General features: G+C 43.8%; 17 protein-coding genes. 10 read left to right on the top strand and 7 right to left on the bottom strand.

Going from position 1 to position 15,490, the window contains the following annotated elements; genetic code table 11:
* Positions 1-1,839, top strand: a 1,839-nt coding sequence (locus D4T97_RS15520; protein WP_126051681.1) for an SH3 domain-containing protein, incomplete at its 5' end; no start/stop codon positions are given.
* Positions 1,840-1,903: 64 nt separating this feature from the next.
* On the opposite strand, the gene D4T97_RS15525 is transcribed toward D4T97_RS15520, so the two are convergent.
* From D4T97_RS15525 to D4T97_RS15535, 4 genes are all read right to left on the bottom strand, one after another.
* Complete coding sequence (locus D4T97_RS15525; RefSeq protein ID WP_126051682.1) at positions 1,904-3,235, bottom strand: ABC transporter permease; 1,332 nt, start codon at positions 3,233-3,235, stop codon at positions 1,904-1,906.
* Positions 3,232-3,921 (bottom strand): ABC transporter ATP-binding protein, encoded by a 690-nt coding sequence (locus tag D4T97_RS15530; protein ID WP_126051683.1) that lies wholly within the window; start codon positions 3,919-3,921, stop codon positions 3,232-3,234. Before D4T97_RS15530 ends, D4T97_RS15525 begins: the two co-directional genes overlap by 4 nt.
* 211 nt (positions 3,922-4,132) lie before the next feature.
* A complete protein-coding gene (locus tag D4T97_RS20560) occupies positions 4,133-4,291 on the bottom strand; it encodes a hypothetical protein (RefSeq protein WP_164525601.1) in 159 nt (52 codons plus the stop codon).
* Positions 4,292-4,308: 17 nt separating this feature from the next.
* Positions 4,309-4,749, bottom strand: coding sequence for a hypothetical protein (locus D4T97_RS15535; RefSeq protein WP_126051684.1), 441 nt, complete (start codon positions 4,747-4,749; stop codon positions 4,309-4,311).
* A 99-nt stretch (positions 4,750-4,848) separates the two neighbouring features.
* Between D4T97_RS15535 and D4T97_RS15540 the strand changes: the two genes are divergently transcribed.
* Positions 4,849-6,138: an MFS transporter gene (locus D4T97_RS15540; protein ID WP_126051685.1), complete on the top strand. Its 1,290-nt coding sequence runs from the start codon at positions 4,849-4,851 to the stop codon at positions 6,136-6,138.
* Here D4T97_RS15540 and D4T97_RS15545 read toward each other — a convergent pair.
* A complete protein-coding gene (locus D4T97_RS15545) occupies positions 6,135-6,533 on the bottom strand; it encodes a hypothetical protein (protein WP_126051686.1) in 399 nt (132 codons plus the stop codon). The two genes, D4T97_RS15540 and D4T97_RS15545, sit on opposite strands and share 4 nt — an antisense overlap.
* A 503-nt stretch (positions 6,534-7,036) precedes the next feature.
* Here D4T97_RS15545 and D4T97_RS15550 point away from each other — a divergent pair.
* From D4T97_RS15550 to D4T97_RS15570, 5 genes are all read left to right on the top strand, one after another.
* Entirely contained in the window at positions 7,037-7,579 is a 543-nt protein-coding gene (locus D4T97_RS15550) for an RNA polymerase sigma factor (protein WP_126051687.1), read from the top strand.
* Positions 7,576-8,043 carry an anti-sigma factor gene (locus tag D4T97_RS15555; protein ID WP_126051688.1) on the top strand — a complete coding sequence of 156 codons (468 nt, stop codon included), beginning with the start codon at positions 7,576-7,578 and terminating at the stop codon, positions 8,041-8,043. Before D4T97_RS15550 ends, D4T97_RS15555 begins: the two co-directional genes overlap by 4 nt.
* Positions 8,036-9,112, top strand: a complete 1,077-nt coding sequence (locus D4T97_RS15560) for a hypothetical protein (RefSeq protein WP_126051689.1) — start codon at positions 8,036-8,038, stop codon at positions 9,110-9,112. Before D4T97_RS15555 ends, D4T97_RS15560 begins: the two co-directional genes overlap by 8 nt.
* Entirely contained in the window at positions 9,109-9,999 is an 891-nt protein-coding gene (locus D4T97_RS15565) for a LiaF transmembrane domain-containing protein (protein ID WP_126051690.1), read from the top strand. Before D4T97_RS15560 ends, D4T97_RS15565 begins: the two co-directional genes overlap by 4 nt.
* Before the next feature lie 84 nt (positions 10,000-10,083).
* Entirely contained in the window at positions 10,084-10,995 is a 912-nt protein-coding gene (locus D4T97_RS15570) for a diacylglycerol kinase (RefSeq protein ID WP_126051691.1), read from the top strand.
* Positions 10,996-11,382: 387 nt separating this feature from the next.
* Here the strand turns inward: D4T97_RS15570 and D4T97_RS15575 are convergent, their stop codons facing one another.
* Positions 11,383-11,877 carry a GNAT family N-acetyltransferase gene (locus tag D4T97_RS15575; protein ID WP_126051692.1) on the bottom strand — a complete coding sequence of 165 codons (495 nt, stop codon included), beginning with the start codon at positions 11,875-11,877 and terminating at the stop codon, positions 11,383-11,385.
* 26 nt (positions 11,878-11,903) lie between these two features.
* Complete coding sequence (locus D4T97_RS15580) at positions 11,904-12,203, bottom strand: hypothetical protein (protein ID WP_126051693.1); 300 nt, start codon at positions 12,201-12,203, stop codon at positions 11,904-11,906.
* Between the two features lie 183 nt (positions 12,204-12,386).
* Here D4T97_RS15580 and D4T97_RS15585 point away from each other — a divergent pair, with 183 nt between their 5' ends.
* The 3 genes from D4T97_RS15585 (at position 12,387) to rlmD (ending at position 15,374) form a co-directional block, all read left to right on the top strand.
* Positions 12,387-12,875, top strand: a complete 489-nt coding sequence (locus D4T97_RS15585) for a PCYCGC motif-containing (lipo)protein (protein ID WP_126051694.1) — start codon at positions 12,387-12,389, stop codon at positions 12,873-12,875.
* Between the two features lie 148 nt (positions 12,876-13,023).
* Positions 13,024-13,743, top strand: coding sequence for an NAD-dependent deacylase (locus D4T97_RS15590; protein ID WP_206435582.1), 720 nt, complete (start codon positions 13,024-13,026; stop codon positions 13,741-13,743).
* Positions 13,744-13,991: 248 nt separating this feature from the next.
* On the top strand, positions 13,992-15,374 hold the full coding sequence (rlmD, locus tag D4T97_RS15595) for a 23S rRNA (uracil(1939)-C(5))-methyltransferase RlmD (RefSeq protein ID WP_126051695.1): 1,383 nt from the start codon (positions 13,992-13,994) through the stop codon (positions 15,372-15,374).
* The last annotated feature ends 116 nt before the right edge of the window (positions 15,375-15,490 follow it).

The raw sequence follows: 15,490 nt of genomic DNA on the forward strand, positions 1-15,490 counted from the left end.
AAATACGTCGATGTCAAACCGGGTTCATCGCTGAATGTTCGCAGCAGTGCTTCCAGCAGTGGAAAAATAGTAGGGAAGCTATCTAGCGGCACTGCTGTTTCAGTTGAATCTGAATCCAAAGGGTGGGCAAAAGTGAGAGTGAATGGGATGACTGGTTATGTGAGCACAGACTTTTTGTCCTCCGGTGCGCAGTCAAGCAAGCCGCCAACAGAAGCACCAGTCAAAACTACGACAAAATACGTAAATGTAAAAGCCGGTTCAATTTTGAACATGCGAAGCACGGCTTCAACCAGTGGAAGTATAGTTGACAGGCTCACACGCGGTACGGCCGTCGAGGTTGAGTCTGAGTCCAAAGGCTGGGCAAAGGTTAAAGTCAATGGGAAAACCGGTTATGTTAGCAGCGAATTTTTATCAGCTGATAATGAGGGTAGCCAGGCGGTTCAGCCAAAAACCAAATATATTGTCAGTTTATCCATGTCCGGAGTCAGCATGCACAAGGAACCATCAACTAATTCTTCCACAATGGTGAATGTAGCAGCAGGGGTAGCTGTTCAAGTGTATTCGGAAGAGAATGGCTGGGCTAAAGTCAGCGTCTATGGCTCTGAAGGGTATATTCAATCTAAATTCCTTTCAGAAACAAAGCCTGATACCAAACCGGAAGAAAAGCCAGAGGATCCGACCGATCAAATTCGATATGTGACAGTTAGTCCCGGCTCCAATTTAAACATGCGTTCTGAACCGTCAACAAATGCCGCCATCATTACAAAGCTGGCGAGCGGAACTGCAGTAAAATATCATTCCGAGGCAAATGGTTGGGCAAGAGTCACTGCGAACGGGCAAACCGGATACGTAAGCACCCAATATTTGTCTTCAGGCTCCAATGCACCTGGAGATTTGGACAATGGAACAAAAACAACCGAATACTCCAATTACAATCTGACATTGGATGAAATGGTCAAAATTCAGATGGCAGCTACGCCACAGACAGATAAAAAGTATCAAACGTATATCCGTGAGGATGCATTAAGGCTGGACTCACTGGCAAATCCAAAATCCGGAACTGTCAAAAGCGGAAATTGGAATGTAAGGACTGGGGCAGCGACAAGCTTCTCGGCAGTTGGGCTAGTCCAAAGCGGAACCAACATGAAAATTTTATCATCAGTCAAAGGGGCAGATGGATATACCTGGTACCAGGTGGAATATAATAAAACCTGGGTCAATGCAGCTCCGGAAGATGTAAAATATTACCTTGATCCGAACAACTTTATCAATGATCCTGTAAAATCGCTTCAGTTTATCAATCTATCGAAAACAGCGAATGCCCAGGCACAAGAGATAAATGAAAAAATTCTTTCCGGAAAAGGCATATTAAGCGGTAAAGCGGCTGCTTTTATAGAAGCAGGGAAAATTCATGGAGTCAATGAAATGTATTTGATTTCCCATGCATTGCTTGAGACAGGTAATGGAAAATCTCAGCTTGCTAATGGTGTAGTTGTAAACGGGAAAACAGTTTACAACATGTATGGCATTGGTGCCTTCGATGGAGTTGCCGTACAAAAGGGAGCGGAATTTGCCTACAATGCAGGCTGGTTCACTCCGGAGGCAGCAATCATTGGAGGAGCGCAATTTATCGGCAATAATTACATCAGTGCCGGCCAGAACACTTTATATAAAATGAGATGGAACCCACAGGCAGCAAGTAACACCGGAAAAGCCACCCATCAATATGCGACGGATATCGGTTGGGCGGTAAAACAGATTACACAAATTCATAATTTGTATACATTGGTAAATTCATATACACTCGTTTACGACATCCCGGTTTATAAAAAGTTATAAATGATTGTTCGATATATTGAAGCACTCCCGCAGATTTGCGGTGAGTGCTTCTTTCGTTTAGGCTTTAAATTTCCCTGCGCATTGCTTGAAGGACATCAATCTGCGTAGCTCGCTGTGCAGGCCTCCATCCTGAAAAGACAGTGACCATCAGGCAGATCGCGATGCTGATCAAAGCAAGTGTCCACGGAATATATGAAAACAGCAAATTTTCGGGCGGTGCTTCATCAAAAATATTTTCAACGACGAGCGGCAGTGAAAAATTGACAGCGATACTAATTCCATAAGCGACAATCGTTCCAACCAGAGCTCCAATCAATCCGATATAGCTGCTCTCCAAAAGGAAGATCTTTTTTATTGTACCTGGATTTGCGCCGATTGCTTTCATAATTCCGATATCGGGGGCTCGTTCCGTCACAGCCATCGCCATCGTATTATAAATTCCAATTGATGCAATAATAAGAGCGATTGTACCAACTAATATCAGTCCGATTTTCATTATGGTAAAGATCATATTCACTTGCTTCATTTCACTGACGATGGAATATGTAGCGTAATTGTCCGCTTCCAATACTTCATTGATGCCTGTTACAGATTGAACATTGTCGGCGTAAATCTTCACCTGATCGTAAGTTTTTTCATCCGAATCTTTGATGCCTTCTGTTTCAACATCCAAAGAGCCGCCCGGTGTTCCTGTAAATGCTTCTATTTCTTTTAAAACTGCTTCAGAGATGAATACATCTGAATTAGCCATCCAGTCCCTGGCCGGTTTTTTGGCTATCCCCACAATAGTGAGAGGAATCGTTGTAGACGACTCTTTTTTGTCCAACACTTCCATTTGAACAGTTTTTCCGAGCACCTTATCCGTAAAGGCGAATTCCTTTTTTACAGTCCCATCCTCGTTATAAGGGTTGACATCTTCTCCGACTTCCCGTGACAATCCTTCCGGAAAGGTATAGCCAACGACAATTTCATTGGGGTTCCCAGGAAGCCGGCCTTCCGATAACTCGAACCCCGCTTTTACTTCTTCCGGGAAAAAAGTGACAAGGGTATTTGCCTGAATATGATACTCTCCAATCTGAAACACAGGCGTCTGCTGAAGCATTTGCCTCCGGGTGACCGCCTTGACATCATCCAGCGCCTCGAAATATTCGATATGGCGTTCATTGATTGCTTTATAGTTTCCTTGATCATCCATTTGGGCATGCACTTCGATCTCCGTTACAAGCCGGTCTTCCATCAATTCCTGAATGATCGACTTATGCAAGCCAAAACCGACGGAGGCAAGGACGATCAGGAATGCACATCCAATCGCTGTTGCTAAAATCGTCATGAAAACACGCGACTTGTTCTTTTTCATATTTTGTCTGACAAACTTGATTTGATCTTTCATAGTCATGCCAAAACAGCCTCCAATACTTTTCCGTCAGCAATTTCAATCGTTCGATGGCCAATTTCCGCAACCTTGTCGTCATGAGTGATAATCAAAAAAGTGATGCCGGACTCCTCGTTCAACTCTTTAATAAACTGAAGGAGCTGATCCTCTGTTTCACTATCGAGGCTCCCCGTTGGCTCATCCGCTAGAATAAGAGGAGGATTGACCGCAAGGGCGCGCGCAATGCTCACTCGCTGCTGCTGACCCCCTGACAGCTCGTTCGGGTAATGGTTTTTATATTCAAGCAAACCAACCCGGTCCAACGTTTCATCTGTCTTCAATTTGCGCTCCTGCTCATTCATGCCTTTTAAAACGAGCGGCAGCTCCACATTTTGAAACGCGGTCATACTCGGGATTAACTGGAAGTTCTGAAAAATAAATCCTAGTTGTTCTAAGCGGAAATCCGCAAATTTCGCTTCATTCAGATCACTGACCTTTACTCCAGCAATCCAAACTTCTCCTTGCGAGGGTTTTAGAAAGCCGCTGATAATATTTAGAAGAGTCGACTTTCCCGAGCCGCTTCGGCCGACAATGGTGACAATTTCACCTTTATTGACTGATAGAGATACATCCTTAAGTATACGAATTTTATGCTTTTTCCCTCTTTTTCCGACTTCAAAAGCATGGCTTACATTTTTTACAACAATCACATTCCATCCCACCTTTAAAAAATGACTCTAACCTATTAGACGAACCAAAGGTGGAAAACACTACGGATAGTTTTAAAGGTTTTTTTATTAAAGGTGAGCAGGTAAAAGAAAGCGAGGAATTTAGTGTAATGATGTAGAATAGGAGGCGACAAGATATGAAGAAATTAAAATAACCCGGCTGTTCCCGATGAAAGGATGCCAGGCGATTGAGTTATTTTGTGAACCATCTCATCAACAAGGCAAACAAGCCAATACCGGCAAAAGATCCAAGAGCAAATCCCAAAGAAAAATAATCAGCGACAAAGAAAACGATCAACATACATACGAAATAGCCGAAAGAAAAGCCGATCAGGTGATTTTTTAATCTCATTTTTAGCAACTCCTTTTTTATATAAAGAGGGAAATCGAGCTGATAAGCAGAGTAAGTAAAGTTATGATCTGCAGCACATTATGCTGGGCATCGGGTATAATATGGTCCTTTATAGGTGGTAAAAATTTGACTGTATTTTTAAAGTGAGATTCATATAAAGATTTTGGAAACTGTTTTAAATGTTTCCCCGTCAAGTACGGCATCCACCAGGTGAGAAGCTGCATCAATAAAAAGATGAACCAAAAAACAACTGAGATGATCATGAGCCATTTGATCTTTGTTATAAAGAGTCCGATAATTATAATCATGATCAGACCATTAACGGTTGCTTCCGTGTATTTTTCCTTAGGTGAATATTTGGATAAATCATTCCAGGGGTAAAGAGGAACCAGAGTTGTCACTTCAAAATAAAGAAGCAGCAGAATCTGAAGACAAATTGCAACGGTATAATAATCCACGCAAATTCCTCCAATCCTTAAAATTGCAGGTCAATATAAACGGCTTTTTTAAAAAATTATAGAGTGCATCTACTAAAATATGAAAGGTGGTACGTCGAATTGCCCCAAAAAAACCATCATCCGGCTTGGCTGGAACAATATATTCAATCACCGGAAAAGCAGCGAGATCTGTATCGACGGACATTATGGATAGTTGTCATTTCTCAGATTTTTGGCGGAGCGGGGCTCGCGGCCGGAGTTACGGTGGGAGCGTTGCTTGCGCGTGACATGCTGGAAACAGACAGTTTTGCGGGAGTGCCAGTCGCTTTATTTACATTGGGTTCTGCTGCAGCTGCACTGATTGTAGGGCGCCTTTCCCAGCGTTTCGGCCGGCGGTTCGGACTTGGTGCCGGATTCATAACAGGAGGCATCGGTGCCATTGGTGTGGTAGCGGCTGCGGTGTTGAGTAATATTTTCCTGCTATTCGTTTCGTTGTTCATCTATGGAGCCGGAACTGCCACCAATCTGCAGGCACGTTATGCGGGAACAGATTTGGCAAATTCGGCCCAAAGGGCAACGGCTGTAAGTATCGCAATGGTCTCTACCACATTTGGTGCAGTTGCGGGCCCAAACCTTGTGGACGTCATGGGAAGATTCGCGGAAGGAATCGGCATTCCACCGTTAGCAGGTCCTTTCATATTGGCTTCTATTGCATATATTCTGGCCGGACTTGCACTGATTGCTATGCTTCGCCCTGATCCTTTGGTAGTCGCCAAAGCGATAGCAGATGCGGCAGAAAAAGGGGAAACTAATGTATCAGGCGAAATGTCCGGTATGTCAAACAAGCGCGGTATCGTTGTTGGGGCCACAGTGATGGCTATAACACAAATAGTCATGGTCGCCATCATGACGATGACGCCGGTACATATGGGGGATCATGGTCACGGTTTAAGAGAAGTCGGGCTAGTGATCGGAATCCATATCGGAGCGATGTATCTGCCATCGCTTGTAACGGGCATACTTGTCGATAAAATCGGCCGGAGAACAATGGCTGCAGCTGCAGGAGCCACTTTATTGGCAGCGGGTCTTCTGTCAGCATTGAATTCCGGGGAGTCATTGCCGATACTTATCACTGCACTCGCCTTGCTAGGTATCGGCTGGAATTTCGGCTTGATCAGCGGAACGGCCCTCATCGTAGATGCAACAACGATGTCAACACGGGCCAAGACGCAAGGTGCAGTCGACGTTTTAATTGCCCTGGCGGGAGCGTCAGGCGGAGCGTTATCCGGTATAATTGCAGCCCAATTCAGCTATGCGGCGCTGTCACTTGCCGGCGGCCTCCTGTCCCTGCTGCTGATCCCGGTTGTCATCTGGTCACGCGGTGAAAAGGAAACTGCAAAAGCGGCTTAATCATCCAGTTCCATCAAGTCCCAATTGATTTCAGACAGCCTGTGTCTGAGGACCAATTGGGACTTTCTTGCTTTTTCATTTAAAGTAGCAATGTCCTCCGTCTGTTCCTGCCAAGGCAAGCCGGTTTCTTTTTCGAGCTTGGATACTTCTTGTTCAAACCATGAGCTGTAGCTTTCATATAATTTTGCGGCTTCCTCTTCATTTTGAAAATCTTCTGGAGTTCTGTAATTCAGATTGCTGTACCAAGCCTGAAATTCATTCTCACCAGATCTTTCAATCCTCTTTTGAAAAACATCAAGGATTTCCTGGGCTAACCCGGAATCTAATCCGTATTGAGTCATTACTTTTTCGATATTGTATAAAGTGATCATAGACAAATCCCTTTTTCTGAGCATAACGAATTCACCTCTATATTCCTATACGAATTTCCTCATTGGAATTCTCCCTTAAATGGTAAAATAAATAGGTTGAATTAATTGCACGAGTTATATAGATAATTGCATAAATACAGCTTATAATTGCACGAACCCCGCGCTTAATTGCACGAACTTGGCCTGGAATTGCACGAGTTTCGTTGGTATTGCACAAACGGACCGTATTCTTCAAAGCTCGGACCATAATGATCAGAATTTGAATCATATTTTTCTCAAATTGATTATATTAGCTCAAACTCGTATCTATTTTCCCATTCGGAACTATTAGCTCTAACTTGGACCAAATTTCATCTCAAACGGATTATAACCTAATTCGAGCGCATAAAACTCCGCACCACGTTTGTATATGAATTCGTTGCAGGCGGGATTGTTTCCTTTTTAGAAAAAATTTTAATAAAAGTGTAGTACCCATACAACTAGCTGGCGTCTATAGGGTTGACGGCTTGAAAGGGGGGAGAGAAGTTTTGGATGATGTGCTCATTGAAAAAATCAAGAGCGGCAATGACCATGCATTCCGATTGCTTGTGGAAAAATACCGCAATTATATTTTCCACACAGTGTATGGCGTCCTACGCAATGAAAAAGATGCGGAAGACGCTGCACAGGAAGTGTTCATGAAAATCTATACTTCTCTCCCCCAATATGAGAAGCAAGGTTTTAAAACATGGATTACAAGAATCGCGGTCAATCATGCCATTGATATTAAAAGGAAAAAGATTCGACGTCAGGAAGAAATGAATGTGGAATATGAAGAAACAAGCCATGCCCCGCCTGGAGTAAGCGTGGAATTCCTTGTTTTAAGAAAGGAACAGCAGCAGCTTCTGAGGGAGCGGCTCGATGACCTTCCGGAAAATTACAGAGGGGTCGTCGAAGGATTTTACATAGAAGACCGCACCTACGAGGAATTGGCACAGGAGCTAGATGTCAAAGTGAAAACTGTCGAAGTAAGGCTATATCGGGCAAGGCAATGGATGAAGAAGCACTGGAAGGAGGATGACTTTTCATGAACCATATCGATTATGAAAATTGGCTGTTGTACGCGACGGATTCTCTTGATGAAAAAACGCGCTCAAAATATGAAAACCATCTTTACAGCTGTGACCACTGCTTGGAGCTTTACTTAGAAGCTGTCGAAGAAGCAGAATCACAGATGCCGGTGCTGTCTGATCCATCAGGCTTCACGGACGCAATCATGAAAGAAATTGGCGGGGTGAAAGAAGAGCCGCCTCCCCAAATAAAGTCGAAGAAGAACATGCGAAGGCAGACTTTGGTCCATTACACTGTAGCAGCGGCCATGACGCTCGTGCTCATGTCCACCGGAATCTTCTCGCAGTTAACGTCAACTCTTAATGCATTTGAAAATTCGGCTGCAAAACAAGACCATTCTGTCATCAGCAGCTGGTTAAATAAAACAGATTCGATTACGGAAAAAATTGAGGACAACATTAGGGAGGGAAACGAACATGAATAAAAATCCGATTATTGCTTTTCTGCTCGCATTTTTTCCCGGCGGTGGATTGATGTACCTTGGGAAAGTATTGCGGGGGTTTTTCTATACAGCTGTTGTATTTGGTATTCCGGCCTTGTCGGCGGCCGTAGTATTCATGACAGGTGCGGAATTTTTTCTAGTTTTCGCTTTAGGCGGGCTGCTGATGTATCTAGTCAACTTTATTGATACTGTGGTGACAGCTTCGAAGCTGTATAATCGCGCAGGGCAAATAGATGAAGGAGCAGCGGTCGAAAAAAACCCTGATTCCGAGCGGTTTTTCACGATTGTCCTTTCATTCATTCCAGGACTTGGCCACTTCCAGTTAGGCCTTGTCTATCGAGGGATGACATTGCTCGCGGTGTTTTTGGGCCTTGGCGCAATGATTCTGTTCGTCACAATGATGACAGGACGCACTGAATTCCTTGTTTTCCTGGCTTCATTGCCGGTTATTTGGATATATGGATTTTTCGATGTTATGCAGTTGCTTGACCGTAAATCAAAAGGAGAAACATTGGTGGATCGGTCAGTACTTGAAGAATTTGAAAAGAAAAGACCGGATAGCAGTAAGAGCAAGGCGATTGCCACGTTGCTTTCAATCGTTCCAGGTGCCGGGCATTTATATCTTGGGCTGCAAAAACGTGGCATCCAGTTAATGGCAGCTTTCTTGCTGTCGATCTATATACTTGATGTGTTACGGCTGGGGATTTTCCTGTTCATCGTACCAATCATCTGGTTTTACAGCTTTTTTGACGGTCTCCAAAAAGCTTCGCAGTCGGAGAGTGGAGAACTGGAGGATGAACCGATTGTGTCTTACTTGATTAACCATCAAAAATGGATTGGCATCGGGCTGATCCTATTGGGATTATATTACATCGGCATGAATATCATCATTCCAATGGCTAATCCGATCTTGGGGGAGCGATATGGTATTGATCTTCATTACTGGATATATTCATATGTTCAGCCGGCGATCATCTGCCTCATTTTAATAGGCGGCGGAATCAAGCTTTTGTCAGGAAAAAAAGCGGATAAGGAAGGTGAAGCAAAATGAGGACATGGCGAGTGGGTTCTTTTTCAATGGGAGCAGCCCTGCTGCTTCTGGGTGTCTTCTTGTTATTGTCACAAGTTTTTAAGTGGGGTGATCCAGCTGTTGCCCTCTTTTCCTGGTGGCCAATCATCTTCATTGTTCTTGGTGTCGAAATCATTGTGTATCAGGCCGGTTCCAAACAAGAAAAAACAACCATCCAGTATGATTTTATCAGCATTATCTTCATTGCCGTCCTGGGGACCTGTGGCCTTGTGATGGCGATGTTAAGTGCGAGCGGATTATTGGAGCTGGCGGGAAATGTAGTGAAAGCCGAGGTCCGGACAGCTGACCTTCCAGCATATGAAGAAACTTCGCTGAACGGTGTGGACCGGATTGTCGTCGATGCGGGAACTTTTCCTTTAACCGTTGAAAGTACAGAGGCGAAGGCAGTCTCATTATTTGGAACGTATCAAGCGGAAACAATAGGTGATAATAGTTTGATAGAAAACGCTTCTGATTATGTGATGGCGGAGAAAAAAGGGGATACACTATTTATTAAACTGAAGGAACTTCCGCATCAGCGATTTATCAATAATTATAATAACGCCGACGCTACTTTGCTTATACCGGCTGACAAGGAACTGGAATTCAAAGGATACGACAGGAATCTTGTCTTTAAACCTAGGGGGTTAAAGAGTGACTGGGCGGTTGATTCATCCGGCTGGGTAAGAATAGAGTCGGACGAAAAATCTGATATGAAAATTGAAGCAAATAATGTATATGAATTGGAAGGAGCATGGAAGGGGATCAAGGATGTAAATGAAGAAGGCTTAAAATCAGGCTACATCAACTTCGAAAAAGGAACAGCCACACTTACGGTCAACCATGCCAATATGGTAGAAGTAGACTAACAAGTGATAAAAAGGTATGATTACTTAGTGAAGCATAATCATGCATAAAACGTTTCGCATTTAGAGTTCGAAGGATGATGTGAATTGAAAAGAGCACGAATCATTTATAACCCGACAGCTGGCCGTGAAATATTCAAGCGGCACATCGCTGATGTTTTACAAAAACTTGAGCAAGCGGGATATGAAGCGTCATGCCATGCTACAACGGGTGCTGGTGATGCGACAGCTGCTGCCCGGACGGCTGTAGAAAGAAAATATGATGTTGTTATCTGTTCAGGCGGCGACGGAACAATCAACGAAGTGGTCAACGGTATCGCAGAGCAGGAATACCGTCCGAAACTCGGAATCATACCAACAGGAACAACAAACGATTTTGCACGCGCATTGCATATTCCGCGGGATATAGACGCCGCTGTGGATGTAATAACAGCTGGTGATACGATACCGATGGATATCGGGCGCATGAACGAACATTATTTTATCAATATCGCAGGCGGGGGAAAACTGACCGAGCTCACTTATGAAGTACCCGCAAAAATGAAGACAGTCCTTGGACAGCTGGCCTATTATTTAAAAGGGATTGAAATGCTGCCGTCCATTAGGGCAACGGACGTTAGCATCGAGTATGACGGTAAACTTTTTGAAGGAGAAATGATGCTATTTCTCGTAGCTTTGACAAACTCTGTCGGCGGCTTCGAAAAGCTCGCGCCGGATGCTTCGATCAACGATGGCTTGTTTTCATTGCTAATTTTGAAAAAGACTAATCTGGCTGAGTTCATCCGTGTGGCATCACTCGCATTAAGAGGAGAACATGTAGATGACCCGAACGTAATCTATTCAAAAGCGAATCATATAAAAGTCAAATCAAAAGAAAAAGTCCAATTGAATATCGACGGAGAATATGGAGGATTGCTTCCAGCGGAATTTTACAATCTATACCGCCATTTGGAAGTGTTTGTTCCAATTAACGATATTCGCCCGGAAGATAAAGTATAAGCAGCCGTGACAGATTTCACGGCTGCTTTTTTTTCGTGGATTATTATGTGGTCAAATTAATTGGGAGAGGGTCTGGGACGGGGAAGGTGGAGATAAGCGGCATACTTAGCAACTAATTGGAAACGAGCGTTTTATAGCGCCCCGGTTGCAGATTATTCCTCATGATTAGTTATTATGGAGGCTTCATAGATTCCCAATCGTAGATTATTTTTGTTGATCGGTCACTATGAACGCTCCATAGAACCCAAAACGCTGATTATTTCGCTCATTCAGTCGCCATGAACGCCTAATCCCTTAGAATGATATTTCGTATCTATTTTTTCGCCATTATGATCGTAGCCTTCGCGCAGTAAAAACGCAAATTTGCAGTACATGTACCGGTGCAATTTATAACAATTTATATAAATAAAATTCATCAACTGGCTTTCCGTTAATCATCAGTGATTGAATCTTTTCACCTTCCACTTCGAAGCCCATTTTCGTGTACATGCTGAAAGCCCTTTCGTTATGCTTCATGACAGTAACACCGAGGCGCGTCAGTCCAATCTCTTTTGCCCAGCGGAATGCTTCTTTCAACAACCTTGTCGCTACGCCTTTACCGCGGTATTCCTCGGTCACACCGACAGAAATCCGTGCAGCATGTTGACTGCGTGAGGTGAACCCTCCGAGTACGACAACAAATCCAACGAGACGATCATTATCTTCTGCAACAATAATAGAGGAATTACCTTGAAGAAGAATTTTTTCTATATTTTGCTCTTCTTGCTCTGTACTGGTTTTTCTTTCACCAGGTTCAAATAACATCATGTTGGAGGAGTCAACACTTGTAATCAAATTGGAAAATTGCTCGGCGTCCTCCAGGCGGATATGCCTGATCTCCATATATAGTCATTCCTACTTTCTCTATTTTAATTTTCATTTTCTCTTTCGTTATAATATCCAATGAAAAACGCCAGTCCTGATGCGAAGAAGCAGCCTGTAGCCAGCATCAGCCAGGAAATGACGAAATCAATATTACTGGAAAGCTTTTTTGCAAAAATAATATAGCCGATAGAAAGAATAACTCCCACCACCAGCAGATTTTTAGCAACTTTGAATTTCTTTTTCCTATCTGCATTGATATTTTTCCGGGTATATTTAATACCCCATAACGCTAATACTCCTACTAGGATAAATGAGAAAATAACGACTCCCAAGCCGATCAGCATACAAAAAGCCCCCCCGTTCGACAAATATATCTTACCATAATTAATAAATATACGCAGTTTTTAATAGGACAATGGAAATATGTTCACTGACATGTTGGAAAGAGCGACTATATATTGTTGAAAAAAACATTTAGTAAAAGTACACTTTTTGTATAAATAATCATTGAGAGGAAGTCGTACAGGATGAAGAAGCTGTTCATTGTCGCTTTAATCATGATAAATATGGTATTGGCCGCGTGTTCGAATACAGAGGACGGGCATGCTGAAAAACATACAGACGAGGGAGTGGAAGTACACCTCGGAGATATCCGGGAAGAGACTGGCGGTCCACAGGAATTGCCGGAATTTCTTGAAGGAAAGCCTGAAGATATGAAAGTTGTTTACCAGGCTGTCGCACTAAATAGAGAGCTGTTGGAAAAAATACCTTGCTATTGCGGTTGTGGAGAATCAGTGGGGCATAAAGATAACTATGACTGCTTCATCCATGATAATAAAGAGGACGGCCGTATCGTTTGGGATGACCATGGCACAAAATGCCTAGTCTGCCTAGAAATCGCTGCCCAATCGATCAACGACTATAAAAATGGTAAGTCCATAAAGGAAATCCGTAAAGAAATAGATGAGAAATATAAAGAAGGATATGCAGAACCGACTCCGACTGAGGAAGTATAAGAAGGAAGGGGCACAGGCAGGGGGCTTGTGCCTCTTATTTTTGGATCAGTTAAGGGTGCGGGTCTACAATGGGCTGATTGGATTGTACAATAGGTTTCCAATTTTCCATGCTATACTTAAGTGAGAATCGAAAGGGGTGCTGGAACAGGTGTTGCTCGATAAATTGAAGGAATCGAAATATACCGTTGTTTTGACAGGTGCAGGCATGTCGACGGAGAGTGGGCTTCCGGATTTTCGTTCTTCTGATGGACTTTGGGAAAAAGAGGACCCCAGCCGGATTGCCAGCACGGATGCACTTAACCGTAATGTAGAGAAGTTTTTCGAATTTTACCGCCACCGTGTTCTCGGTCTGCAGGATTGCAAGCCGCATGCCGGCCATGAAATTTTAGCGAAATGGGAAAGAGAAGGCGTGATTCATAGCATCATCACACAGAATGTCGATGGTTTTCATACGGAGGCTGGAAGCAGGAATATTGCGGAGCTTCACGGCACTTTGCAAAAAGTCCATTGTCAATCGTGCGGAAAAGAATATGACAACGACAAATATGTAAATGAGCAATATCAGTGTGAATGTGGCGGGAAACTGCGTCCATCTGTTGTGCTTTTTGGTGAGATGCTGCCTGAAGATGCCCTGCAATTGGCAGCGGAAGAAAGTGAGAAGGCTGATCTGTTCATCGTTTTAGGTTCATCACTGACAGTAACACCAGCGAACCATTTTCCTTTAATGGCAAAGCAGAACGGGGCCTATCTTGCCATCATCAATATGGAGCCGACAGAGCTTGACATCTATGCGGATGAAACCATTCATAATCGGAAAATAGGAGATTTATTAAAAGAATTGGACGATGGGCTTACAACTAAAAAGTAATAATAGGGAGGCTTCGGCCTTCCTTATTTTTAAGGTAAAGGTATAACTTGCTATGGAAGACCTTATTAAAAGAAGGCTTTTCCGTGTCTAGCTCCAGCACCTAGCCCCTCGAGGTCACAAGCCGCTTCCCTGTGGTGGCTGAAGAGCTGCCTCCTCGGGAATCGTCTAGTGCTTGTCGGGGCTGAACAAGGCGCTTGCGCTTTTCTTTTATGGTACAATCGTTACAGCAAAAGAAAAGGAAGAAAACAATGAGCAAACAACAAGTACCCATTAAGAAAAATGATGAAATAGATGTCATCTTTGAAGATTTGACCCACGACGGAAAAGGCGTGGCCAAAGTGGAAGGTTATCCGTTATTTGTGGCCAATGCTTTGCCGGGTGAAAAAGCGAAAATCAAAGTGACCAAGATGAACAAAGGTTACGGCTTCGGCCGTTTGATTGATTTATATGAAAAAAGCGAGTTCCGAATCGAGCCGGCCTGTCCCATTTATGGGGAGTGCGGCGGCTGCCAGCTGCAGCACATCAGCTATGAAGGACAGTTGCATGCGAAAGAGAAACAGGTGCGCGATGTTTTGGAGCGGATCGGTAAGCTTGAAAATGTAAAAGTGCATCCGGTGTTGGGGATGGAAAATCCATGGCATTATCGGAATAAAGCACAGGTACCTATCGGCGAGCATGAAGGCGGCCTCGTGGGCGGTTTTTACAAACAGCGGTCCCACGAAATTGTTGATATGGAAGCCTGCCTTATTCAGCAAGAGGAAAACGATGAAGTTTTACAAAAAGTAAAAGCGATCTGCAGCGAATTTGGAATCAGAGCATATAACGAAAAGACCCACAAAGGAACATTGCGGCACATCATGGTTCGTACCGGAAAAGTGACAGGAGAAATCATGGTCGTATTGATTACCCGTACGCCGGATATTCCGAACCGGAGGAAGCTCGTTGAAAAAATTGTGGATGTGGTTCCGGGAATCAAGTCAGTCGTACAGAACGTAAATACAAAGCGGACCAATGTAATCTTCGGTGACCAGACGAACGTGCTGTGGGGTGAAGAAGTCATCTATGATTATATTGGCGACGTGAAATTCGCGATTTCAGCCCGTTCCTTCTACCAGGTCAATCCGGACCAGACGAAGGTGCTGTATGACAAAGCGTTGGAATACGCCGGATTGAGCGGCGAAGAAACTGTCATCGATGCTTATTGTGGAATCGGAACTATCTCATTATTCTTGGCGCAACGAGCGAAAAAAGTGTACGGCGTCGAGATTGTGCCGGAAGCGATAGAAGATGCGGAGCGGAACGCTGAGTTGAATGATATTGATAACGTTGAATTCGCAGTTGGTGAGGCAGAGAAAGTCATACCGCGCTGGTACGAACAGGGAGTGCAGGCTGACGTGCTGGTTGTGGACCCTCCAAGGAAGGGCTGCGACGAAACATTACTTCAGACCATCATCGAAATGAAACCGAAAAAGGTCGTCTATGTATCCTGCAATCCCGCTACCTTGGCGAGGGATCTACGGATCTTGGAGGATGGCGGCTACGAAACCGTGCAGGTCCAGCCGGTGGATATGTTTGCACACAGCGTTCACATAGAGTCTGTTGCTGAATTACGGTTGAAGTTGTCCAATTAAAATAAACATCTCTCACTAAAAATAAATATCTCTCAATCCAACCCCGATTCGTGAAAATAAACATTTCCAAATTCGGGGTCTATTTCCGTCTGAGCCTTTGTCTTGCCCCGCTTTTT

Source organism: Siminovitchia acidinfaciens (genome assembly GCF_003605385.1).
Lineage (GTDB): Bacteria > Bacillota > Bacilli > Bacillales > Bacillaceae_C > Siminovitchia > Siminovitchia acidinfaciens.

Bases quoted from the DNA above. Each gene is read 5' to 3' on its own strand.
- D4T97_RS15575 (WP_126051692.1), bottom strand. From the start codon at position 11,877: ATGGAGATCAGGCATATCCGCCTGGAGGACGCCGAGCAATTTTCCAAT.
- D4T97_RS15560 (WP_126051689.1), top strand. From the start codon at position 8,036: ATGAATAAAAATCCGATTATTGCTTTTCTGCTCGCATTTTTTCCCGGC.
- rlmD (WP_126051695.1), top strand. From the start codon at position 13,992: ATGAGCAAACAACAAGTACCCATTAAGAAAAATGATGAAATAGATGTC.
- D4T97_RS15545 (WP_126051686.1), bottom strand. From the start codon at position 6,533: ATGCTCAGAAAAAGGGATTTGTCTATGATCACTTTATACAATATCGAA.
- D4T97_RS15565 (WP_126051690.1), top strand. From the start codon at position 9,109: ATGAGGACATGGCGAGTGGGTTCTTTTTCAATGGGAGCAGCCCTGCTG.
- D4T97_RS15585 (WP_126051694.1), top strand. From the start codon at position 12,387: ATGAAGAAGCTGTTCATTGTCGCTTTAATCATGATAAATATGGTATTG.
- D4T97_RS15555 (WP_126051688.1), top strand. From the start codon at position 7,576: ATGAACCATATCGATTATGAAAATTGGCTGTTGTACGCGACGGATTCT.
- D4T97_RS15525 (WP_126051682.1), bottom strand. From the start codon at position 3,235: ATGACTATGAAAGATCAAATCAAGTTTGTCAGACAAAATATGAAAAAG.
- D4T97_RS20560 (WP_164525601.1), bottom strand. From the start codon at position 4,291: ATGAGATTAAAAAATCACCTGATCGGCTTTTCTTTCGGCTATTTCGTA.
- D4T97_RS15580 (WP_126051693.1), bottom strand. From the start codon at position 12,203: ATGCTGATCGGCTTGGGAGTCGTTATTTTCTCATTTATCCTAGTAGGA.